The sequence below is a fragment of the Paraburkholderia sp. RHO2 genome, assembly GCF_050955445.1.
Classification (GTDB): Bacteria; Actinomycetota; Actinomycetes; order Mycobacteriales; family Mycobacteriaceae; genus Prescottella; species Prescottella agglutinans_A.
Map to the genome: position 1 here is coordinate 4,922,037 of NZ_CP162617.1, position 26,159 is coordinate 4,948,195.

Genomic DNA, 26,159 nt, shown 5'->3' on the forward strand with positions numbered 1-26,159 from the left:
CGCCCGTCACAGCAATGCCGGAGACCGGGTGAGGCCACATCTCGCCGGGCTCGTCACCACCAGCATCACGGAGGTACCCGTGCCCGAACTGTCCACCTCGGCGAACTACACACCGCTCAGTCCGCTGCGCTTCCTGGACCGCTCGGCCTCGGTGTTCCCCGACAAGACGGCGATCATCCACGGGGACCGCCGCTACACCTACCGCGAGTTCGCGGACGAGGTGGCGCAGCTGGCGCGGGTGCTCCGGTCCCGCATCGCGCCCGGCGACCGCATCGCCTACCTGTGCCCCAACACTCCCGAGATGCTGATGGCGCACTTCGCCGTCCCGCTGGCCGGCGGCGTCCTGGTGGCGCTCAACTCGCGCCTGGCCGGCCCCGAGCTCGAGTACATCCTCGACCACGCGGGCGTGAAGATCCTCTTCGTGGACTCCGAGCTCGTCGGCTCGGTACGCACCGTGCGGGAGAACGTCGGCAGCGTCGCGGAGATCATCGAGATACCGGACTCCACGATCCCCCGCCCCGACGTTCCCGCGGGTGTGGTCACGGGCGTCTACGACGAGTTCCGTTGCAGCCGGGACGGGCTCACCGAGGAGCCGCTGCACTGGGGCGTGGACGACGAGCAGCGGGTCATCGCGATCAACTACACGTCCGGCACCACCGGAAAGCCCAAGGGCGTCATGTACAGCCACCGCGGCGCCTACCTGAACTCTCTCGGCGAGACTTTCCACAACGGGTTCGACGGCCACACCAAGTACCTGTGGACGCTGCCGATGTTCCATTGCAACGGCTGGTGCACCCCGTGGGCGGTGACCGCGGCCGCAGGCACGCACGTGTGCCTGCGGGCGGTGCGCGCCGACGCGGTCTGGGACGCGATCGACGACCTCGGCATCACGAATCTGTGTGGCGCCCCGGCGGTCTGCACGACCATCGCCGGCGCCGAGCGGGCCCACCCGGTCGACGCGCTGCGCATCACGACGGCCGGCGCTCCCCCGTCGCCGACGGTCATCGGACAGCTCGAGGCGCTCGGCATCACCGTCGTGCACGTGTACGGGCTCACCGAGGTGTACGGGCCGTACACGATCTGCGAGTACCAGGAATCGTGGAACGACCGCACCCCGGAGGAGCGGGCGGCACTGATCTCCCGGCAGGGCGTCGGCATGGTGCAGGCCGAGAACGCGCGCGTCGTGGACGAGAACATGGTGGACGTGCCCGCCGACGGCAACACGATGGGCGAGATCGTCCTGCGCGGCAACAACGTGATGCTGGGCTACTTCCGTGATCCCGGTGCGACCGCGGAGGCGTTCGCGGGCGGTTGGTTCCACACCGGCGACCTCGGCGTCATGCACCCGGACGGCTACATCCAGCTCAAGGACCGTGCCAAGGACATCATCATCTCGGGGGGCGAGAACATCTCGACCGTCGAGGTCGAGCAGGCGATCATCTCGCATCCCGCGGTCCTCGACGTCGCCGTCGTGGGTGTGCCGCACGAGAAGTGGGGCGAGCGGCCCAAGGCGTTCGTCCTCGTGAAGCCGGGCCGGTCGGTGACCGCGGAGGAGGTCATCGCGCACACGCGTTCGCTGCTCGCCGGCTACAAGGTGCCCGACGAGATCGTGTTCCCCCTCGACCTGCCCCGCACCCCCACCGGCAAGGTGCTCAAGTTCGAACTGCGCGCGCAGCGCTGAGCCGACCCGATCCTGAAGGATTCCTCTCGCCCGCCGGGAGGAATCCTTCAGGATCGCCGCTCCAGATACGCGGCGAGCACCGGACCGATCACGGCCAGGGACGCGGGTTCGATCATGTCGTTGTGGCCGCAATCGACCGGGCACTCGTCGATGCCGCCGGTGACGATCCGGCGCCATTCCTGCGGGGACCGGCGCCTCCCGTCCCGGTCGCCGACCGCGGGGAAGGCGAGCAGGTCGCCGTCGAACACGTCCGGGACGAACCGGTGCACCAGCAGCCGGGAGTTCACGTACCCGTCGCCTATGCGCTCGAGGTGTTCGGCAGAGATGCCGTCCGGTATCCCGAAGTGGTCGTTGAACATTCGTGCCGCGGTCTCGTACGTGAGGTCGGCGACTGCGTCGATGTCCAGCCCGAGCCCGCGCAGCAGGTCCACCAGGTCGAGGCGGTCCAGCACGGGATCCGAGCCGTCGTCCGGGTAGGCGTCCATGACCGCGAGCGTCGCGACCGCGAGGCCGCGGCGCTGCAGTTCGACACCCATCGCGTGCGCCAGGACGCCACCGAGCGACCAGCCGAGCAGGTCGTACGGGCCGTCGGGGGCGGCCGCCACCATCTCGTCGACGTACCTGTCGGCCAGGTCGTCGATCGAGTCGTACCGGGGTCCGCCGGCGATGGCCGGCAACTGCAACCCGAACACCGGGCGATCCGGCGGCAGATGACGCAGCAGCCCGCCGTAGCCCCACGACAGCCCGATGCCGGGGTGGACGCAGAACAGCGCCCGGCCGGAGCCGCCCGCGCGCAGAGTGATCCGCGCGGTCAGCGCCTCGCCGATGCCGCCGGGCGTCACCGCGGTGATCCGTCCGGCCAGGCCGGCCGGTGTGGGATCGAGGAACAGCGCCTGCAGCGGAACGGTGGAACCGAGCCGGGCCCGCAGGTCCGTCACCACCCTCGTCGCGAGCAAGGACGTGCCGCCGAGGTCGAAGAAACTGTCGTCCATCCCCACCCGGTCGACGCCCAGGACGGCGGCGAACGACCGGACGACGGCCGACTCGACCGGGCCGTCGGGTTCCCGGAACACCGTGGACGCGGCGAGGAACGCCGGCTGGGGCAGCGCGTCGCGGTCGAGCTTGCCGGTCGGTGTCAGCGGGATGCGGTCCAGGACGGTGACCGCCGCGGGCACCATGTACGCGGGCAGGTGCTGGGCGGCGACGCGGCGGAGGTCGTCGGGATCGACGTCGGCGTTCTCGACCGGACGCACGTACGAACACAGCAGCGTGTTGCCTGCCGGGCCGGAACGGGCGAGGGTCACGGAGAACCCGACGTCCGGCTCGGCGGTGAGCACCGCGTCGATCTCCCCCGGTTCGATCCGGAATCCGCGGACCTTGACCTGGAAGTCGCTGCGGCCGATGTACTCGAGCGTGCCGTCGACCCGCCAGCGCACCAGATCGCCTGTGCGGTAAAGCCGTTCACCGGGACGGCCCCACGGGTTGGCGACTAAGCGGGAGGCGGTGAGCCCCGGCCGCGCGTGGTACCCGCGCGCCAGTGCCGAGCCCGAGATGTACAGCTCCCCGACCACGCCCCGCGGCACCGGATGCAGGCGCGCGTCCAGCACCAGTTCGGTGACGCCGCGGATCGGGCCGCCGAACGTCACCGGCTCACCGGGGTGCATCGGCGCGCTGATGTTCGCCATGATCGTCGTCTCGGTGGGGCCGTAGGCGTTGAGCATCGTGCGACCGGTCGCCCAGCGCGCCACCAGTTCCGGCGGACACGGCTCGCCGGCCACCACCAGCGTCCGCAGCGAGTCCTGGCCCACCGGGTCGACGGAGGCGAGCGCGGTCGGGGTCACGAATCCGTGCGTCACCCTCTCGGCGGCGAGCAGCGAGCCGAGTTCGGTGCCGCCGTAGACGTCCGTCGGGACGACGACCATCGTGGCGCCCGCACTCAGCGCCATCACCGTCTCGAACACCGAGGCGTCGAAGCTCGGCGACGCGAAGTGCAGGGTGCGGGCGGAAGGCGTCACCGACAGGTGGTCGCGTTCCTCGGCGGCCAGGTCGGCGAGCCCGCGGTGGGTGAGTACCACGCCCTTCGGGGTGCCGGTCGAACCCGACGTGTAGATCAGGTAGGCCGGATGGTCCGCGCGCACCGGTCGGATGAGCTCGGACGCGGTGACCGGGGCGGACGACGTCGCGGCGATCGCGGCGGCCGTCGCGGGGGCGTCGAGCACCAACCAGCGGACCGTGTCGGGCAGTCCGTCGCGGCGCGACCGCACCGTCACGCCGAGCGCGGCACCCGAGTCGCTCAGCATCCGCGAGATCCGCGCGGCCGGGTAGGCGGGGTCGACGGGCACGAACGCCGCGCCGGTCTTCGCGACCGCCCACACCGCCAGCACCGAGTCCGACGATCGGGGCAGCCCGAGTGCCACGAACGTCTCCGGCCCCGCCCCCGCATCGATCAGGTAGCGCGCCAGGCGGTTCGAGCGCGCGTCCAGCTCCCCGTACGTCATCGTGACGCCGTCGTACGTGATCGCCGCGGCGCCGGGGTCGCCGGCCGCCGCCGCGAGCAGATCGGCCAGGACCACGGGGGCCGCGTCCGGCCCGCCTCGCGCGGGAGCGAGTCCGGTCAACTCGCCGGCGGCGAGGATGTCGAGATCACCGACCGCGCACTCGGGGTCCGCGAGCGCCGACTCGAGAATCCGGACGAGCCGTTCCGCGAAGCCGCGCACGGTGCCCGGATCGAACAGGTCGGTCGCGTACGCGATGCTTCCGATCAGGCCGGTGGGCGCACCGCCGACGCCGAACCGCTCACCGAGGACGAATTCGAGATCCTCCTTGACCATCCCGACGTCCGCCGACAGGCCTTCGAGCGTCAGACCCGGCAACTCGAGACGGGCGCCGGTCCCGTCGTGGAACTCGAGCGCCACCTGGAACAGCGGCGAGTACGCGGTGGACCGCGCGGGATCCAGTTCCTCCACCACCCGTTCGAACGGAACGTCGGCGTGGGCGAACGCGCCCAGGTCGACGTCCCGGACGACGTCGACCAGATGCGAGAACGATTGCCGCGCATCGACCCTCGTCCGCAGCGCCAGCGTCCCGACGAACATCCCCACGAGGTCGTCGAGCACCCGCTCGCCGCGGCCGGCGATCGGCGTCCCGATGACGATGTCGTCGGTGTCGCCGAGGCGGCTGAGAAGGACCGCGAGAGCCGCGTGGATCGTCATGAACAGGCTCGTGCCGCGACCCCGCGCGAACGACAGCAGCCGGCGGTGCAGGTCGGCGTCGATCGTGAACTCCACCCGCCCGCCGCGGAACGACTGCTGGATCGGGCGGGGCCGGTCGGCGGGAAGCCCCAACAGGTCCGGCGCCCCGGACAGGGTTCGGGTCCAGTAGGCGAGTTGCCGCGTGAGCAGCGACCGCGGGTCGTCCGCGTCGCCGAGCAGTTCGCGCTGCCACAGCGTGTAGTCGGCGTACTGCACGGGCAGCGGCGCCCAGTCCGGCCCGTGTCCCGCGGCCCGCGCGGCGTACGCGCGCATCAGGTCCGTCGCGAGCGGTCCGGTCGAGTACCCGTCGATCAGGATGTGGTGGGCCACCAGCACCAGCACGTGCTCGTCCGGCGCGACCGCGAACAGCGCCCCCCTCACCGGGACCCGTTCGGTCACGTCGAATCCCGTGACCGTGACCGCCCGCACGCGTTCCCGTAGTTCGTCCTCCGACGCGACGGGGACCGGCGCGAGGACGATCCCGGCGTCACGGGCCGCCCGGACGTCCTGCACCGGTCCGTCGTCACCGATCGGGAAGACGGTGCGCAGCGCCTCGTGCCGGTCCACGACGTCGCCGACCGCGGCCGCGAGCGCCGCGACGTCCAGGGTGCCGCGCAACCGGACGACGATCGGCACGTTGTAGGCGGGCGAGGACGGATCGAACTGGTTGATGAACCACATCCGCTGCTGTGCCGCCGACAGCGGCACCTGCGGCGGGCGCTCGGCCGGTTCGAGGACGGGCCGACCGGAGGGGCCGGCGCCGTCGTGCTCGATCCGCTCCGCCAGCGTGACGGCGGTGGGCGCCTCGAACAGCGCGCGCACCCCGATCTCGACTCCGAGGGCCTCTCCGAGTCGGGCGACGGCCCGCGTCGCGGAGAGCGAGTTGCCTCCCAGGTCGAAGAAGCTGTCGTCGGCGCCTACCCGGTCGACTCCGAGGACCTCGGCGAAGACGCCGGTGACCGCCTCCTCGACGGGGTTCGTCGGCGCTCGGAACATCTTTGCGGCAAAGCCGAATTCGGGCTCGGGTAGCGCACGCCGATCGAGCTTGCCGACCGGCGTCAACGGGATGGTGTCGAGCACCTCGATCGCCGCCGGAACCATGTACTCCGGGAGCAGTTCCGCGAGTCTCGTGCGGAGGTCGCCGACGGCGACGTCGCGCCCCGGGACCGCGGCGACGTAGCTGACCAGCACCGTGTCCCCGCCCGGTCCGCGCCGGCCGAGCGTGACCGCGAATCGCACGTCGGGGTGCGCGGTGAGCACGGCGTCGATCTCCTCGAGTTCGATGCGGAAACCCCGGATCTTGACCTGGAAGTCGCTGCGGCCCCGGTACTCGAGCGTGCGGTCCGGGGTCCACGCGCCGACGTCGCCGGTGCGGTACATCCGTTCGCCCGGGGCGCCGAAGGGGTTCGCGACGAACCGTGCGGCCGTCAGCCCGGGACGCCGGTGGTATCCGCGGGCAAGACCCGGTCCGGCGATGTACACGTCACCCGCGACGTCCGCCGGTACCGGACACAGGCGGCCGTCGAGGACCAGCTCCGCGACACCCGGGATCGGCCTGCCCATGGTCACCCGAGGCTGCCCGGTGTACGGCTCGACGTTGACGCCGATCGTGGTCTCGGTGGGGCCGTACACGTTGAGGACGCGGCACCGCTCCAGCCACCCGACCGCGAGGTCGGGCTGCCACGACTCTCCGCCGATCAGGACGCACTCGACGTCGTCGAGGCCCGACGGATCGATCGACGCCAGGGCGGCCGGGGTGATGAACGCGTGCGAGACCCGTTGCTTCCGCAGGACCGCAGTCAGTTCGGTGCCGCCGTAGGCCGTGCGCGGCACGATCACCATCGTGGCACCGACCGCGAAACACAGCAGGTACTCGAGCACCGAGACGTCGAAGCTGGGCGACGAGAAGTGCAGGGTCCGCGCGTCGGCGGTGACACCGCTGCGGGAACGCTGGACATCGGCGTAGTTGGCGAGGCCGCGGTGGGTGAGGGTGACCGCCTTGGGGCGTCCCGTGGATCCGGACGTGTAGATCAGGTACGCGGGATGGTCGATGCGGAGCGGCACAGTACGGTCTCGATCGGTCACCGGCTCGGACGACCGCGCCGCACACGCCCGCTCGAACTCGGGATCGTCGAGCACCAGCCAGCTCAGCACGTCGGGCAGCCGGGACCGGTGCGCCCGCGTGGTGAGCCCGATCGTCGCGCCCGAATCGGCGAGCATGTTCGCGACCCGATCGGGGGGATAGTCCGGGTCGACCGGCACGAACGCCGCACCCGAGCGCGCCACCGCCCACACACCGAGGACCGACTCGACCGACCTCGGGATCCCCAGCACCACCAGGGATTCCGGTCCGATCCCGAGATCGGCCAGATGCCGGGCGAGCCGATTGGAGCGCCGATCCAGGTCGCCGTACGTCACCTCCCGCCCGTCGCCGACGAGCGCGACGGCCTCGGGATCCCGGGCCGCGGCGGCGTCGAGGATCGCCGCCAGCGTGCGTGGCGACGAGCCGGAACCCGAACGCACCGGGGCGAATGCGCGACGCTCGGCATCGGTGAGCAGGTCCAGAGCGGCGAGCCGCCGATCCGGCTCGTCAGCGACGGAGCGCAGAACCCGCAGCAGGCGGTCGGCGATGTCGGCGACCCGAGACTCCGCCAGCACGTCGGGTCGGAATTTCATCGTCACGTGCAGCCGGCCGGGCACCGACGCGACCACGCTCAGCGGGTAGTGCGCGGAGTCGCGGGCCTCGATGCCGACGATCCGGAGACCGCCGACCTCCATGACCGCGTCGCCGTCGCCGCGGAGCGGATACGACTCGAAGACGGTCAGCGTGTCGAACACCGCGCCCGGACCGGCGGCGCGCTGGATGTCGACGAGCCCGACGTGGTGGTGGTCGAGCATGGCCGACTGCTCGGCCTGGACCCGTTCGAGCAACTCGGCGAGACTCTCGTACGGGTCCAACCGGATCCGCACCGGCACGGTGTTGATGAACAAACCGACGGCCGACTCGACGCCGGCGAGATGCGGCGGGCGCCCGGACACGGTGGCGCCGAACACGATGTCGTCCCGTCCGGTCGCCAGCCCGAGCACGATCCCCCACGCGGCCTGCACGACGGTGCCCAGCGTGACACCCCGTGCGCGGGTGTGGGCGCGCAGGCGGTCGGTCGTCGCGGCGTCGAGGCAGTAGGTGAGATCGCGGGACTCGGTGTACCGGTCCGTGGCGGCCGACCGGTCGGCGAGCAGGGTCGGCTCGTCGGCCCCCGCGACGGCGTCGGTCCACGCCCGCACGGCGTGCGCGTCGTCGCGGTCCGTGAGCCACTGCAGGTAGCGCCGGTACGAGCCCGCCGCCGGCAGCCCGGCCGGACCGCCGTCCGCCGCGTACAGCGTGAACAGTTCCTCGAGCAGCAGCGGTGTCGACCATCCGTCGAACAGGATGTGGTGGTTGGTGATGACGAGCCGCTCGCCGCCGCCGGGCATGTGCACCAGCGTGATTCGCACGAGCGGTGCGTGCGAGAGGTCGAACGGCGTCGCCCGGTCGGCATCGAGCAAGGCGGCGAACTGCTCGGCGGCCTGCAGCTCCCCGGATCCGCCGAGGTCGACCTCGGTCCACGGCACATCGACCGAGTTCGGCACCACCTGCACCGCGTCGCCTCCCGGCACTCGGACGAAGGCCGCGCGCAGGTTCGGATGCCGGCCGAGCAGCGCCCGCGCGGCGCGCTGCAACCGGGGCAACTCCACGGCGCCGTCGAGGGTCAGGACCAGCTGCACCAGGTAGGCGTCCACGGCGGCGGCCGACAGTTCCGCGTGGAACATCATGCCGCGCTGCATCGGCGACAGCGGCCACACGTCGGACAGCGCGGGATACCGGGTTTCCAGGTGGTCGATGGCCGCCTGGTCCAACGCGACCAGATCCAGGTCGGACGGCGTCAGTCCGCCGGCGCCGGGCGTGCTCGCGTGCCGGGCGATCGCCTCGGCCGCGCGCGTCCACCACCGCGCCAGCCGCTCGACCTCCCCGGAGGTCAGGACCCCGCGCGGGAAGTCCCACGTCGCCACGATCCGCGGCCCGTCCGGGCCCGGCACCGCGGCGGCGTTGACGTCGAGCACCACGGGCGCCGACAGCTGCGGTGCCGTGACGCCGCGCAGGTCGGAATCGTCTACCGGGAGCCATGTTCCGCGTGTGGCCGCGTCCGCCGCGGCGGCGAACCGGCCGAGGTAGTTGAAGCTGATCTCCGGCAGCGGCGACCCCGACAGCGCGGGCCGCGTGTCCTCGTCGAGGTAGCGCAGCAGACCGAATCCGATGCCGTGGTCGGGGATCGAACGCATGCGCTCCTTGACGGTCTTCACCACCGCGTCGGTGGCCGCGCCGCCCGTCAGCGCCCCGGGGACGTCGATGCCGGACAGGTCGAATCGCACGGGATACAGCGACGTGAACCAGCCGACCGTCCGGGACAGGTCGGCGCCCGGCAGCACCTGACTCTCGCGACCGTGTCCCTCGAGCGTCACCGACACGGCGTCGACGTGGACACCACGTTCGCGCCGCCACGACGCCACCGCGAGGACCAGTGCGCTCAGCAGGCCGTCGTCGACGCTGCCGCGGAAGGCCGTGGGCACCGTCGTCGCGAGCGCGGTGGTCACGGCGGCCGACAGTTCCACCTCGACGCGCTCGGTGGTGGAACCGACGTCGACCGCCGGATCCAGCTCCCGCGCACCGAGACACGGCCCCACCGGTTCGGTCATCGCCCGCCACAGCTCCAGCTCCCCCGCGCGGCCGCGCGCCGTGGCGGCGAGTCCGTCCGCCCACGTCCGCATCGACGTGCCGACCGGCGCGAGCGCCGGATCCTCGCCCGTAGCAGCTCGGGCGCACGCGGCCGCCAGATCCGGGATCAGGATCCGCCACGACACCCCGTCGACGACCAGGTGGTGCGCGACGACGAGCAGGCGGGCGCCGTCCGGTCCGGTGAACCGTACGACCTGGATCATGATGCCGGAGAACGGCTCCAACCGGTCGGCCGCCGCATCCAGTTCGACGCGTGCGCCGCGCGTGAACGTCGGCCCGCGCACCGTCGCGACCGGGACCTCCCGGAGCACCGCGCGTCCGTCGACCGCCCCCGGAGGACGCACCGTGACGCGCCAACCGGTGCGGGCGTGGTCGTCGCGGCGCAACCGCGCACGCAGCATGTCGTGGCGGTCGAGCACCGCGCCCACCCCCGCCGCCAGGGCGTCGGGAGCGAGATCGGCCGGCACGTCCAGCAGCACCGACTGCGCGTACCGGTCGAAGTCGCCGGAGCGCTCCGCGAGCCAGTAGGCGACGGGCGTCGTGACGACGTCCCCGACGCCGCCGCCGGGCAGTTCCGGCAGCGGCGCGACCCCGCCGCGGTCGACCTGCGCGGCCACGTCGGCGAGTCGGGCGACGGTGCGGCACTCGAACACGTCCCGCGGGGTGATCGTCACCCCGGCGGTCTTCGCGCGGGACACCAACTGGATCGACATGATCGAGTCGCCGCCGAGACCGAAGAACGAGTCGTCGACCCCCACCGTCTCGGCCCCGAGCACGTCCGCGAACAGGTCGGCGAGGACGCGTTCGACGTCGGTCGCGGGCGGGCGCCCGTCGCCGCCGACCGGTCGCGGGTCCGGCAGCGCGGCGCGGTCGATCTTGCCGTTCGGGGTCAGTGGGAACTCGTCGAGCACCGTCACCGCGGAGGGCACCATGTAGGACGGCAACCGCTGCGCGACGGACTCGAGCACTGCCTCGGCGGCGACGGACGTCCCGGGCTCGGGGACGACGTACCCGAGCAGTCGGGAGGCGCCGGCGGCGGCCTCGTCGCGGGCGAGCGCCACTGCCGACGCGACGCCCGGCACCGCGCGCAGCACGGATTCCACCTCTCCCGGCTCCACCCGGAATCCGCGCACCTGTACCTGGAAGTCGCTGCGCCCCAGGTATTCGAGGTCACCGCTCGCGGTCCAGCGGACCCGGTCACCCGAGCGGTACATCCGCCGGGACGGCGCGAACGGGTCCGCGACGAAGCGCGACGCGGTCAGGCCCGGCCGGTGCCGGTAGCCCCGCGCCAGCTGCGGACCCGCCACGTACAGCTCGCCCACGACGCCGACGGGGACGGGGTGCAGCCGGTCGTCGAGCACCCGCAGGCCGATCCCGGGAAGCCCGACTCCGATCACCGAGCCCGCGGCCCGCGCGGCGCCGACCTCGACCGCGTCGACGCGGTGCCACGTGACGTGCACGCACGTCTCGGTGATCCCGAACATGTTGATCAGCTCGGGTCGGTCGGCTCCGTGGCGGTCCATCCAGTCGGCCAGCCGCGCCGCGTCGAGGGCCTCGCCGCCGAAGACCACCCGGCGCAGGGCGAGGTCGCCGCCCCACTCGGCGTCGGCGCAGGCCAGCTGGTGGAACGCCGACGGTGTCTGGCTGAGCATCGTCACCGACTCGGCGCGCAGCAGCGCCAGCATGTCGTCCGGCGACCGGGCGGTGTGGCGGTCCACCACAACGACACGGCCGCCGAATCCGATGGCGCCCCACAGTTCCCAGACCGCAAAGTCGAACGCGTACGAGTGGAACATCGTCCACACGTCCGTGTCGTCGAAGCCGAGGACGGCGCGCGCACCGGCGAGCAGTGTCACGACGTTGCGGTGTGTCACGACGACGCCCTTCGGCCGCCCGGTCGATCCGGACGTGTAGATCAGGTAGGCCGGCGACTCCGGGTGCAGCGGACGGGCGCGCTCGATGTCGGCGATCGGTCCCGCGGGGCGAGCTCGGACCCGCTCGCGCACGTCCGGCGCATCGAGGGGGACGACCGGGACATCCTCCGGCAGTTCGGCGTCCACGATCCGACCGGCCGACGCGTCGTCGGTGAGTATGCACGTCGCGCCCGCGTCCCGGGCGACGAACCCGATGCGTTCGGGCGGATACGCCGGGTCCACCGGCAGGTAGGCGGCGCCCGCGCGCACCACACCCACAAGGGTCACGACCAAGTCGGCGGACCGATCCATCGCGACCGCCACCACCGACTCGGGGCCGAGGCCCCGATCGATCAGCCAGCGCGCCAGCCGGTTCGAGCGCTCGTCGAGATCCCGGTAGGTGATCCGCACGTCGTCGCCGCCGACGACCGCCACCGCGCCGGGCGCCGCGGACGCCGCCGTCGCGAACAGGTCGGCCAGGGTGCCGTCCGCCGCGACCGGCTCCGGGGCGGCCCCGCGGCCCTCGGTCAGCTCGATGTCCCCGACCGGGGTCGACGGGTCGGACGCGACCGCCGCGAGCAGGCCGGACAGCATCGTCGCCAGCGCGGCGACCGTGGATTCGTCGAACACATCGGTCGCGAACACGATCTCACCGGTCAGCCCGCAGGGAGCCGCGTTCTCGTCGCGGCGCTCGCCGATCCCGAACTGCAGGTCGAACTTGGCCTCGCCGGTGTCGACGTCGACGGACTCGACCGTCAAACCCGGGAGCTGTACCCGCGGCGGGTCGACGTTCTGGAACTCGAGCAGCACCTGGAACAGCGGGGCGTACGACGTGTTGCGGGCGCCGCCGGAGCGCACGACCAGGCGCTCGAACGGCAGGTCCGCGTGCGCGAAGGCCTCGACGTCGACGTCCCGCACGTGCTCGAGCACACGGGGGAACGGCGCGGCCGGATCGATCTCGGTGCGGAGGGCCAGCGTGTTCACGAACATGCCGACGACGTCGTCCAGCTCCGCCTCACCGCGCCCGGCCACCGGCGTGCCCAGCACGATGTCGCGGTCCTGTCCGATCCGGGAGAGCAACACCGCCAGGGCCGCGTGCACCACCATGAAGATCGTCGCATCGTGCTGCGCCGCACTCTCGGTGAGCGCGCGGTGCACGTCTGGCCCCACGACGAACGGCACGCGGCCACCGCGCGTGGAGCGCCGCGCGCCCCGCGGGCGATCGAGCGGCAGCGTCGTCACCGGAGGGGCGCCGGCCAAGCGGCCCAGCCAGTACGCCTCCTCCCGGGCGAGCAGCGACGACGGGTCGTCCGGATCGCCGAGAACCCGGCGCTGCCACAGCGCGTAGTCCGCGTACTGGACCGGCAGCGGATCCCAACCCGGTGGGCGACCCGCGACCCGCGCCGCGTACGCGAGCGCGACATCGCGGGCGAGGGGACCGACCGAGAAGCCGTCCGCGACGATGTGATGCACTACCAGCACCAGTACGTGCACGTCCGGTTCGAGTCGCAGGATCCGTGCCCGTACCGGGACATCCTGCGCCACATCGAATCCCGCTCCGATCAGCTCCCCGATCCGGGTGTCGAGGTCCGCTGGCCGTACCGGTCGGGGCTCGAGCTCACCCACCACGTCCGCCGCCGCGACGGTCACCTGCGACGGACCCGCCGGGGACGACGGGAACACCGTCCGCAGCGACTCCTGCCGCTCCACCACGTCGGTGAGTGCGGCGCGCAGCGCCTCCGTGTCGAGGTGACCTGTCAGTCGCAGCACCATCGGCACGTTGTAGGTGGCCGATGTGGGCTCGAACTGGTCGATGAACCACATCCGTTCCTGCGCCCAGGACAGCGGTAGGCGTTCCGGTCGCACCGCGGCCCGCAGCCGGGCCCGGGCCTCACCGCGGGTGTGCTCGGCCGCCCGCGCGGCCAGCCGTCCCGCCGAACCGCACTCGAACAGGTCGCGCACGTCGATCCGCGAGCCGAGCGCCCGGTTGATGCGGGCGACGGCCCGCGTCGCACTGAGCGAGTTGCCGCCGAGGGCGACGAAACTGTCGTCCACCCCGACGCGTTCGACGCCGGTGACGTCCGCGAAGACGGCCACCACCCGTTCCTCTTCCGGGGTGGACGGGGGCCGGAACTGCGCTGCCGTCCGGTGGAAGTCCGGTTCGGGCAGTCCGTCGCGGTCCAGCTTGCCGACCGGGGTGAGCGGGAGTTCGTCGAGGACGACGATCGTGCTCGGCCGCATGTGGCGGGGCAGCCGACGGGCCGCGAACTCGGCGAGTTCCCCGACGTCGATGCCGGCGTCCGCGGACGGCACGACGTACGAGGCGAGCAGCGCGTCGCCCGTACCGCGCCGGCGTGCGGTCGTGACCGCGTGGGCGACCGCCGGGTGCGCCACCAGCGCGGCCTCGATCTCGCCGAGCTCGATCCGGACGCCCCGCACCTTGACCTGGAAATCGCTGCGTCCCAGGTAGTCCAGCGCACCATCGGGGCGGCGGCGCACGACGTCACCGGTGCGGTACATACGGGCACCGCCCGTGGCGACGGGGCAGGCGACGAACCGCGCGGCGGTCAGTCCCGGTCGGCGGTGGTAGCCGCGCGCCGTGCCGGCGCCGACGATGTAGAGCTCGCCCGGCACGCCCGCCGGGACCGGCCGCAGGTAGGTGTCGAGGACCAGCAGATCCGTTCCGCGGACCGGTGTCCCGATCGGGATGTCGGCGCCGGGCGCGAGCGGGGCGCTGACGGTGGTGAGCACGGTCGACTCGGTCGGTCCGTATCCGTCGAGCATCGTCCGGCCCGGCGCCCAGCCGGCGACCAGTTCCGGTCCGACGGCGTCGCCCGCGACCACGAGAACGGACAGCGCGTCGAGTCGTTCCGGTTCGACGGTGGCGAGCGCCGCGGGCGTGATGCAGGCGTGCGTGATCCGTTCGGCAGCGAGCAACTCGGCCAGCCCGGGCCCGCCGTACACCTCCGGCGGTGCCACCACGAGCGTCGCGCCGGCCGCGCACGCCTGCAGCAGCTCGAGCACCGCGACGTCGAAGCTCGGGGAGCAGACGTGCAGGCACCGAGCCGAACTCGGGATCGGATAGCGGCGGCACTGCTCGTCGAGGAGGCTCGCCAGGCCGCGATGGGTGACGGCGACGCCCTTGGGTCGTCCCGTCGACCCGGACGTGTAGATCAGGTAGGCGACGTCGTCCGCGCGCACCGGGCGGGTGCGGTCCCGATCGGTGACGGGATCCCGCGACGCGGGGCGGCCCGCGACGCCCGCGTCCAGGATCAGCCAGTGCACCGCGTCCGGGAGCCGCGCACGGTCCGCCCCGGACGTCACGCCCACGGTCGCGGCGGAATCGTCGAGCATGTGCTCGATCCGCTCACGCGGATAGGTGGGATCGACGGGGACGAAGGCCGCCCCCGCCTTCGCGACCGCCCACACCGCGAGCACCGACGCCGCCGAGCGCGGGAGCGCACACGCCACGACGTCACCGGGCCCCGCCCCGGCTTCGATCAGCAACCAGGCGAGGCGGTTCGAGCGTTCGTCGAGTTCGCGGTACGACAGGCGTGCGTCGGACGCGTCCACCGCGAGACCGGACGGGTTCGCCTCGACGCCGGCGCGGAGGATCTGCGGGAGCAACCGCGGCGGCGAGGGCTCGCCGCCGTGCACGACGACCGCCGCCCGCTCGGGTCGCGTCAGCAGATCGACGCGGGCGACCGGCCGCTCGTGGTGGTGGATCACCTGATCGAGCGCGGCGTGCAACCGCTGCCGCACGAGTTCGACCGCGGGGGCGTCGAAGGCGCCCTCCCGGTACTTCAGTGTCACGTGCAGACGGTCGGTGAGCCCGGCCAGCAGGGTCAGGGGATAGTGCGTGGCGTCGATCCCGCGCACCGCGACCACCCTGAGTCCCGCGATGTCGGTGTCGCGTTCGAGCGCGGACCGGTCCACCGGATACGACTCGAACACGGTGAGGGTGTCGAACAGCGCCCCGGGGCCGACCGCCTGCTGGACGTCCGCGAGACCGGCGTCGTGATGGTCCATCAGGGCCGCCTGCTCGCGCTGCACGCGACGCAGCAACTCCCCCAACGTTTCACGTGGATCCAACCGCACCCGGACCGGAACGGTGTTGATGAACAGGCCGATCATCGACTCGATTCCGGGGACGTCCGCGGGACGGCCCGACACCGTCGCACCGAAGACGAGATCCGTACGGCCGGTGAGGACACCGAGCACCAGCGCCCACGCGACCTGGACCACGGTGTTGGGCGTGACGCCGTGGTCCCGAGCAACCCGGGTCAGCGCGGCCGTATCCGACTCGCTCAGTGTCGTGTGTGCTGTGCGTGATTCGCCGTCGCGTACCAGCGCGTCCGGCGCGGCGAGCAGCGTGGGGTCCTCGGTTCCGGCGAGGGCGCGACACCACGCCGCCTCCGACGCGTCGCGGTCACGCGCCGCCAGCCACGACAGGTAGTCCCGGTAGTCCCCGGCCGCGGGCAGCGCGGTCGCGTCGCCCTCGGTCGCGTACAGCATCAGGAGTCGCTGCAGCAGCAGCGGTGTCGACCACCCGTCGAGCAGGATGTGGTGGTGGGTCAGCAGCAGCCGGTACGACCCGTCCCCGATGCGCGCGAGCGTGAACCGCAGCAGCGGCGCCCGGTCCATCACGAACGACGTGGCCCGGTCGTCGGCCAGCAGGTCCCGCCACCGGCGCTCGATGGCGGACGGCGCGCCGCCGGACAGGTCGACCTCGCGCCACGGCACCGGCACGTCCGACGCGATCACCTGCAGCATCTCGCCGCCGACGTCGTCGACGAAGCACGCGCGCAGGTTGGGGTGCCGGGCCAGCAGGGCGCGGGCCGCGGCCTGCAGGCGTTCGCGCATCGGTTCGCCGCGCAACTCGATCACGAGCTGCACCACGTACGCGTCCGGCGCGTCCGCCGCCAGGTGCGCGTGGAACAGCAGGCCCGCCTGCAGCGGGCTCACCGGCCACACGTCCACCACGCCGCGCCGGCCCGCCGACAGCGCGTCGATCCCACGCTGGTCGAGGCGGACCAGATCCAGATCCGACGGCGTCAGCCCACCGGCCCCGGGGGTGCGCGCGTACGCCGCGAGTCCGTGCAGCGCATCGAGCCACAGGTCCGCGAGCCTGGCGACGTCGGATCGGTCGAGCACCCCCGTCGGGTACGTCCACGACGCCTGTAGCACCGCGCCGCGCACACCCACGGCGATCTCGACGACCGCGGTCACCGGCATGTCCGGAGGCCGGGTGAGGCCGAGGCCGGCGGCGGTCACCGGCATCCACGGCCGGGAGTCTGCGGGGGCACCGTCGTCCACGGTGAGCCGACCGAGATAGTTCAGCATGATCTGCGGTGACGCCCGCAGCCGGCGCCCCTCGTCGCCGTCGAGTTCGGTGAGCAGCCCGTACCCGATGCCGTGGTCGGGGGCGGCCCGCAGGTGTTCCTTGACGAGCTTGACGGCGATACCCGCGGCGGGACCGCCGGCGCAGGCGTCGTCGAGATCGATCCGCGACAGGTCCGGCCGCACCGGCTGAATCGTGGTGAACCAGCCCACCGTTCGGCTCAGATCGGCGCCGGGGACGGCATCCTCCTCGCGTCCGTGGCCCTCGATTCCGAGCAGCACGGGACCGTCGCCGCGGCCACGTTCGGCACACCACCGCGCGACCGCAGTCGCGAGCGCGGTGAGCAGGACGTCCTGGGCGGTGCCGCGGATCGCGGCGGGAAGACTCGTCACCAGCGCCGTCGTGGCCGAGGCCGGGGCGTCGACCCGGATCGCCTCCGTCGTCGCGTGCACGTCGCGGTCCAAATCCAGTGCCCGCCGCCCGACGGGCGGGTCGGTTCCGGCGACGACGCCCTCCCACAGCGGCAGTTCCCCGGTCCTGTTCCGCGCGGCGTCGCGGAGGGCGTGCGCCCACCGCCGCATCGACGTGCCGACCGGTTCCACCTCGGGGATCCGTCCCTCGGCCGCCGCGGCCCAGGCCGCCGCGAGGTCGGGCACGAGCACCCGCCAGGACACCCCGTCGATCACGGTGTGGTGGACCACGATCAGCAGTCGCCCGGCGCCGTCCGGCCTGGCGAACCACACGAGCCGGACCATGCGGGCCGCCGCGGGGTCCAGTCGGTCGGCCGCCGCCTCCAGTTCCGCGGCGGCGCGGCGGTCGAACCCTCCGTCGAAGGTCCGCACCGCACATCGGGTGACGACGTCGCGCGCGTCGACGGCGCCCGGCGCGAGAACCTCCATCCGCCATCCTGATTCGCCGTCCGCCAGCCGGGCGCGCAGCATGTCGTGCCGGTCCAGGAGCGCCTGCACCGCGACCACGAGGTCCCGCTCCCGGACGCCGACGGGCAGCTCCAGCAGCACGGACTGAGCGAAACGATCGATCCGTCGGCCCGCACGCCGCACCAGCCACGCGAGGATCGGGGTCAGCGGTACCTCCCCCACCCCGCCACCGTCGAGCTCCGGAAGTATCTCGGCCGCTTCCTCGTTCGAGGCCGCGACGGCCGCCAGTGCGGCGACGGTGCGGCGGTCGAACACGTCGCGGGGAGTCACGGACAACCCGGCCGCCTTCGCACGCGCCACCAGTTGGATCGACATGATGCTGTCGCCGCCGAGGTCGAAGAACGAGTCCTCCACGCCGACCGTCTCCAGCCCCAGCACGTCCGCGAACACACCCGCCAGCGTCCGTTCGGCCGGCGTGACCGGGCGCCGAGTGATCGATACCTCGGCGCCGACGTCCGGTTCCGGCAGCGCCGCACGATCGAGCTTGCCGTGCACGGTCATCGGAATCCGCGAGAGCACCGTGATGTGGCCCGGCACCATGTACGACGGCAATCGCGCCGCCGCCGCCTCGTGGAGGTCCGCGGTGTCGACGTCGGCGCCGGCGGCCGGGACGACGTACGCGACCAAGCGATCACCGAGCCGGCCCACCCGGCGAACGTCGGCGACGGCGTGCCCGACGTCGGGGTGCTGCGTCAACACCGCCTCGATCTCGCCGAGTTCGATCCGGTAGCCGTGGAGCTTGACCTGCCGGTCGCCGCGCCCGAGGTACTCGAGCGTGCCGACGTCGGTCCACCGCACCCGATCGCCGGTGCGGTACAGGCGCTCCCCCGGGCTCCCGCTCGGATCGGCCACGAACCGGGACGCGGTCAGCGACGGCCGGCGATGGTAGCCCCGGGCCAGCCCGGGACCGGCGAGGTACAGCTCACCGGGGGTACCGACCGGAACGGGCCGAAGCCGGTCGTCGAGCACCAGCGCGTGGAACCCCCGGATCGGGCCGCCGATCGTCACCGCGGCCCCCGGCACCAACGCGGCACTGGTCGTCCCGATGACGGTGGTCTCGGTCGGCCCGTAGGCGTTGAGCATCTCCCGGCCCGGCGCCCAGCGGGCGACGACGTCGGGCGGCAGCGTTTCGCCGGCGGCGAGCACGCACGCGAGGTCGTCGAGGCGGGCGGACTCGTCGTCGGCCGACACCGTCGGCGTCATTGCGAACGCCGTCGGCGTCATGGTGCAGTGCGTCACCCGCTCGGACGCCAGCAGCGCACGCAACTCCTCGCCGCCGTACACGGTGGGTGGGGCGATCACCATCGTCGCGCCCACACCGACCGCGAGTAGCAGTTCGAGGATCGACACGTCGAAGCTGGGTGAGGTGAGCTGGAGTATCCGGGACTCGGGTGTGGTCCGGCATCGCTCGTGCAGGTCCGCGGCAAACTCGGCGAGTCCCCGGTGGGTGACGGCGACGCCCTTCGGGACACCGGTGGATCCCGACGTGTAGATCAGGTAGGCGACGTCGTCGGGGCGGAGCGGCGCGGTGCGGTCGTCGTCGCGGATCGGATGGCCGGAAGAAACTGCGGTGGACGGATACTCGTCGACCAGCCACCACGGGACGGTGTCGACGAACGAGCCGCGCCGCTCCGCCGTCGTGAGCCCCAGCCCCGCCCCGGAGTCACGCAGCATCAGCTCGATCCGGTCGGGCGGGTGCGCCGGGTCCACGGGCAGGAAGGCGGCTCCTGCCTTCGCGGTGGCCCACACACCGGTGAGGTACTCGGGGCATCGCGGCATCCCCAGCGCCACCACCGATCCCGGGCCGATCCCCACGTCGATCAGCCTGCGGGCCAGCGCATCGGAGGCCCGGTCCAGGTCGCCGTAGGTGACGTCGGTGCCCGCGTACCGGAGGGCGGGCCGCAGCGGATCCGATGCGGCGGCCTCGACGAGCAGATCCGCCAGCGTGCGCGGGGCGATCCCCGGATCCCCCCGCACGGGAAACAGCGCCGCCCGTTCGTCCCGGTCCAGGATGTCGATGTCGGCGACCAGCGTGTCCGGGGAGGCCGTCGCAGCCCGCAGGATCCGGACGAGGCGATCGGCGAACCGCCGGACCGTCGTCGCCTCGAACAGGTCCGTCGCGAAGACCAGCCCGGCCGACATCCCGGCGGCCGAGCCGTCGTCGTCGAACTCCTCGGCCACGCTCACGCGCAGGTCGAAGGCGGCGACCTCGTCCGCGCTCTCGAACGGCCGCACCCGCAGGCCGGGCAGCTCGAGATCCGGACGCGCGACGGTGCGGAACTCGAGCAGCACCTGGAACAGCGGCGAATGCGCCGTCGACCGTGGCGGATCCACCGCCTCCACGATTCGTTCGAAGGGCACCTCGGCGTGCATGAAGGCGCCGAGGTCGGTGTCCCGGACCCGGTCCAGCAGGCCCGCGAACGAACACCCACGGGTGTCGCAGCGCAGCACGAGCGTGTTGACGAACATGCCGACCAGGTCGTCGAGCGCCGCCGAGCCGCGGCCCGCGATCGGGGTGCCGATTGCGATGTCGGTGCTCCCGCTGAGCCGCGACAAGAGCACCGCGAGCGCCGCGTGCATCACCATGAACACACTCACGCCCCGCTCGCGGCCGAGCCGGACGATGCGATCGTGCAACTCCGCCGGCACCGCGAACTCGACCCGATCGCCGCGCTGCGAGCGCACGTCCGGGCGGGGGCGGTCGGTAGGCAGCTCGAGCACCTCCGGCAGCCCGGCCAGCGTCTCGGTCCAGTAGTGCAGCTGTCGCGCCGACGGAGCGTCCGGATCCGCCGGTTCGCCGAGCCAGTCACGTTGCCACAGTGCGTAATCCGCATACTGGACGTCGAGCGCGGACCATGCCGGCGGCGCACCGCCGAGCCGCGCCACGTACGCCGCGGCGAGGTCGCGTGTGAGCGGGGTCAGGGAGAACCCGTCCGCCAGGATGTGGTGGAGGACCACCGTGAGCACGTGCTCGGTGCCGTCGAGCCGGAACAGGCAGGCCCGCAGCGGAATCCCTGCGGTCACGTCGAACCCCCGGGCCATCAGTGCGCGCATGCGGCGGAGCAGTTCCGCCTCGTCCTCGACGTCGACGACGTCGAGGACGGCGTCCTCCCGCCCCACGGGCACCACCTCCTGCCGCGGGCCGGCGATGTCGAGGGGGTAGACGGTGCGGAGGGACTCGTGCCGCGCGACGACGTCCGCGAGCGCCGCGTGCAGGGCGTGCTCGTCGAGTTCGCCGGACAGTCGCACCGACACGGAGATGTTGTACGCGGGCGAGGCGGTGTCGAACTGGTTGATGAACCAGATGCGTTGCTGCGACGGCGAGAGTGGAATGCGTTCGGGCCGTCGCCGCGCGACGAGTGGCGGCCGTGCAGGCCGGCCGGTCACGGCGGCGCGACGCGCGAGACCCGCCACGGTGGGCTCGTCGAAGACGTCCCGGATACCGAGCCCGACGCCGAGCACGTCGCCGACCCTCGCGGCCAGCTGCGCCGCGACCAGCGAGTTGCCGCCCAGCGCGAAGAAGTCGTCGCCGGCGCCGACGTGGTCGAGGCCGAGCAGCTCCCCCACCGTCGCGGCCACCGCCTCCTCGATCGGGTCGCTCGGTGCGCCCCGCGGTCGCTCCCCCGCCTCCGGCACCGGCAGGGCAGCGCGGTCGAGTTTGCCGTGGACCGTGGTCGGCAGCCCGTCGAGCACGACGATCGACGACGGCACCATGTAGCTCGGAAGCACCTGCGCCGCAGCCTCCCTCACCGCAGTCCGATCCACCGATCGGGAGTCGGGCACCACGTAGCCGAGGATCCGGATGCCGATCGGGCCTTCGTCGGCGGTCGCGACGGCGGACGCCACCCCCGGTGCCGCGGTCAGCGCGGCCTCCACCTCCCCGAGTTCCACTCGGTACCCGCGTATCTGCACCTGGAAGTCGGATCGTCCGGCGAAGCGCAGCGTGCCGGCCGCCGTCCACGTTCCCAGGTCGCCGGTGCGGTACATGCGGCCGCCGGGATCGACGGGATCGGCCACGAAGCGGGTGGAGGTGAGCCCGGGGCGGTCGAGGTACCCGCGCGACACCTGCGCACCGGAGACGTACAGCTCCCCCGTCACGCCCGGCGGCACCGGGTGCAGCCGGGCATCGAGCACCCGCACCGCCAGCCCCGGGACGGGGGTGCCGATCGATCCGGCCGGGGCACGCGCGATCGTCTCCGGGTCCAGTCGATCGTGGGTCACGTGGACGCAGGTCTCGGTGATCCCGTACATGTTCGTCAGCCGCGTGGCCGACGCCGGATGCCGCTCGAACCACCAGGAAAGATCCGCCGGGTCCAGCGCCTCGCCTCCGAGGATGACGTGCCGCAACGCCGGGAGTCGATCGGCCTCCGCCAGCTGCCGGAAGGCACTCGGGGTCTGGTCGAGGACCGTCACCCGCTCACCACGCAACAGCTGCAGGAAGTCGCGGGGAGAGCGGGCGGTGTCGTGGTCGACGAGGACGACGGTGCCGCCGTGCAGCAGGCCACCCCACAGCTCCCACACCGCGAAGTCGAACGCGTACGAGTGGAACATCGTCCACACGTCCGATGCGTCGAAACCGAACAGCGGCAGCGTGCGGTCCAGCAGCGTCACGACGCTCCGGTGCGACACCGCCACGCCCTTCGGCCGCCCGGTCGATCCGGACGTGTAGATCACGTAGGCAATCGAATCGGGCCGCAGCGGCGGTCGATCGGCGGCGGTCACCGCGCCGGCCGACCGTGCCGCGACCGCGGCGGCGACCACCGGGTCGTCGATGTCCACCACTGGAACGTCGAGCGCCGTCGACGCCAGCCGCCGCGCGCCCGCCGCGTCGGCCAGCACACACGCGGGCGACGAATCGCCGAGCACCAACGAGATCCGCTCGTCGGGGTAGTCCACGTCCACCGGGACGTACGCGGCGCCCGCGCCGACCACCGCGGCGAGCGCGACCGGCAGATCCGTCGTCCGTGTCATCGCGACCGCGACCCGGCTCTCGGGTCCGACGCCGCGCTCGATCAGCCACCGGGACAGCCGGTTCGACCGCTCGACCAGAGTCCGGTACGTCAACCGCTCCGACCCGGCCACCACCGCGGTCGCCTCGGGGCGGCGGGCGGACGCCCGCGCCAGCCGGTCCGCCAGTGTGGCGGGGACACCGACACGGTCGGCGTGCGCCGCGGACAGTGCACGCTCCGCGGCGTCGGTGACCGGGATGTCGCCGACCACGGCGTCGCCGTCCGCCGCGACCGTCGTCAGGATCCGCTCGAACCGCCGGGCGAACCGGGCGACGGTGTCCCGGTCGAAGAGATCGGTGGCGAAGTGCAGGGCGACCGACAGGCCGGCGGGCTCACCCGCCGGGTCGACGCGCTCACGCACGCTCAGCTGCAGTTCGAACTTGACGACGTTCGAATCCACTTCGCTCACTTCGGCGTCCAGCCCGGGGAGTTCCACCGACGTGGTCTCGGTGTTCTGCAGCTCGAGGAGCACCTGGACGAGCGGGGCGTGCGCGGGCGAACGTTCGGTCGCCAACGCCTCGACGAGCCGTTCGAACGGCAGCTCGGTGTGGGCCAGCGCCTGCAGGTCGGTCTCGCGCACGCGGACGAGCAGGTCGACGAACGACGCCCCGGGATCGACGTCCGTGCGCAGGACCAGGGTGTTGACGAACATGCCCACCAGGTCGTCCAGCTCGGGCGACGCCCGGCCGCCGACCGGGGTACCGATCGCGACGTCGCGGCCGGCTCCGAGCCGGGCCAGCAGGACGGCGAATGCGGTGTGCAGCACCATGAACAGCGTGCAGTCGCGGGCACGGGCGAGGTCGACGAGCCTGCGGTGGACGTCGGGACCGATCGTGAACGGGACCGTCGCACCCGCCGGCGACATCGTGGGCGGGCGCGGGCGGTCGAGCGGCAACGCGATCACCGGCGGAAGGTCGGCCAGTTGCGACGCCCAGTACCGCAGCCCACGGGTGGAGACCGAATCGGCGTCGTCCGGATCGCCGAGCATGTCCAGCTGCCACAGCGCGTAGTCCGCGTACTGGAGCGGCAGCGGACCCCAGCGCGGGACCAGTCCTTCGCGACGGGCCGCGTACGCCACCATGACGTCACGCGCGAGGGGCACCATTGACTGGCCGTCCGCGGCAATGTGATGCGCGACGACCGCCAGCACGTGCTCGTCGGGTGCGATCCGAAAGAGTCTGACGCGCAAGGGGAGTTCCCCGGTCACGTCGAATCCCGACTCGGCCTCGGCCAGCACCGCGGCCCACACGTCGCCGCGCCCGACCTCGACCGGCCGCAGATCCGGCGCGGCGTCCCGCGCGGGAACGATCACCTGATGCGGCCCACCCGCATCGGACGGGAACACCGTCCGCAGCGCCTCGTGCCGTTCGACGACGTCGGCGAGGGCCGTGCCTAGCGCCTCGGCGTCGAGGTCGCCGGTCAGGGTCACCGCGAAGGGAATGTTGTACACCGGGGACGACGTGTCGAGTTGGTTCACCAACCACATGCGCTGCTGCGCCGGCGACAGCGGCAGCCGGTCGGGACGCTCGCGGCGGGTCGGCGCCGGTGGCGCGGTACTCGACCACGACCCGTCCTCGCCCAGCGACGACTCGACGTACCCCGCCAGCCGCCGCACCGTGGGCCTCTCGAACAGGTCGCGCACCGTCAGCGTCGCCCGGAACGTCGCGTTCAGCCGGGCGACCACCTTGGTGGCGACCAGCGAGTCGCCGCCCAGATCGAAGAAGCTGTCCTCCGGACGCACGGCCCGTCCGGTGGCGAGGACGGCCGCGAACGTGTCCGCGATCGCCCGCTCGATCTGCGCGTCCGGGACGAGCGACTCGGCGCCGGGAGCGGCTTCGGCGGACACGCCGGCCTCCGCAGGGACCTCCGGTACCTCACCCGAGGACGGCGGCGCCGCGGCCGCGCGCAGCTCGCCGAGGGGTGTGTTTGGATCGGCGGCCACGAACTCCTCGAGCAGGTCGACGAACAGCCGGTGGTAGGTCCGCTGCTCCTCCGCACCGTACCGACCCGGGTTAGCCCGGAAATCGACGAATGTCCTTACGGGCGTGCCGGATTGGTAGACGTTGACCAGCAGGTCGTCGACCGGGCCGGAGGTGAGGATGTGGAGCTCCGTGCGGAGGTCGCCCATCACGATCTCCGGATGGAAGAACATCACGTTCACGATCGGCGCCGCCGGTTCGGTTCCGACGTCCCGCCGGATGTCGGCTCGGCTGCAGCGCTGGTGGCGCAGCGCCGCAACGACTTCGATCTGCACCCGGTCCGAGAGCGCCGCGACGGTGTCGTCGTCGCGGATCACCACCGGCAGCGGCAGGAGGTTGACGGTCATGCCGCCGGAGCGGCGCAGCACCGCGGTGGTCCGGGCCGAGACGGGGATGTTCACCAGCACGTCCCGCCGGGCCGTCATCCGGCTGAGGTAGTACGCGAACGCGGCGACGATCCGCGCGGCCGCGGATGCCCCCGCCGTCTCCGCTCCCTCCGCCCGCTCGAGCGCATGGACCGTCGACGCCGACAGCGATTCGCTCGCGAGTCGGCTCTCGGCCACCGCGGGCGCCGTCGAGTCGACCAACGAGATCCCGCGGACACCGGAAAGCCGTGCCGCCCAGTACTCCCGGTCCGCGTCGTGGCGACTCGATCCCCGGTAGCGTTCGTCGATCTCGAGGAAGGTGCGCAGGTCCGCCGCGGCCGGCGGGTCGGGTTCGCTCCCCCGCACCGCGGCGGTGTAGAGCTCGGCGATGCGGTAGAGCATCGTCGCGGCCGCATAGCCGTCGAGTGCGATGTGGTGACTTCGGCTGTACCAGAGGAAATGTCGATCGCCGACCTGGAGGATCACGGTCTCGACCAGCCGGTCGGCGGACAGATCGATCGGGGTCGCCATCTCGCGCCGCATCCACGCGTGCGCCGCCGCGGCCGGGTCGTGTTCGGAACGCAGGTCCATGAGCGTGATCGACGTGTCCGGCGCCGGACCCACGTACTGCCGCGGCTCCCCGTCGACGGTGACGATCTGCAGGAACGGCGACTGGAACTCGTGGGCCGCGCGGACGTTCGCGGCCCGCAGGAGATCGATGTCGAGCAGGCCCTCGATGTCGACGTACTGCGCGATGAAGAGCGGGACGTCGGGCACGAGCTGCTGCGCGAACCACAGGGCACGCTGCGCCTCCGACAGGGGGAATCGGGATCCCGCGCCGGCTTCGGCGGTGCCGGGCTCGGGCTGACGTCCTGCGGGTCCTGCGGAGTCCACGTATCGCCCCCCAG

Annotated in this window: 2 protein-coding genes; one reads left to right on the top strand and one right to left on the bottom strand. The window is 72.6% G+C overall.

The genetic code is table 11. The features are described from left to right. Positions 1-28 precede the first annotated feature (28 nt). Entirely contained in the window at positions 29-1,681 is a 1,653-nt protein-coding gene (locus tag ABTV10_RS22955; protein ID WP_499030764.1) for an AMP-binding protein, read from the top strand. 47 nt (positions 1,682-1,728) lie between these two features. Here the strand turns inward: ABTV10_RS22955 and ABTV10_RS22960 are convergent, their stop codons facing one another. After that, on the bottom strand, positions 1,729-26,145 hold the full coding sequence (locus tag ABTV10_RS22960) for a non-ribosomal peptide synthase/polyketide synthase (protein WP_499030766.1): 24,417 nt from the start codon (positions 26,143-26,145) through the stop codon (positions 1,729-1,731). Between the last annotated feature and the right edge of the window lie 14 nt (positions 26,146-26,159).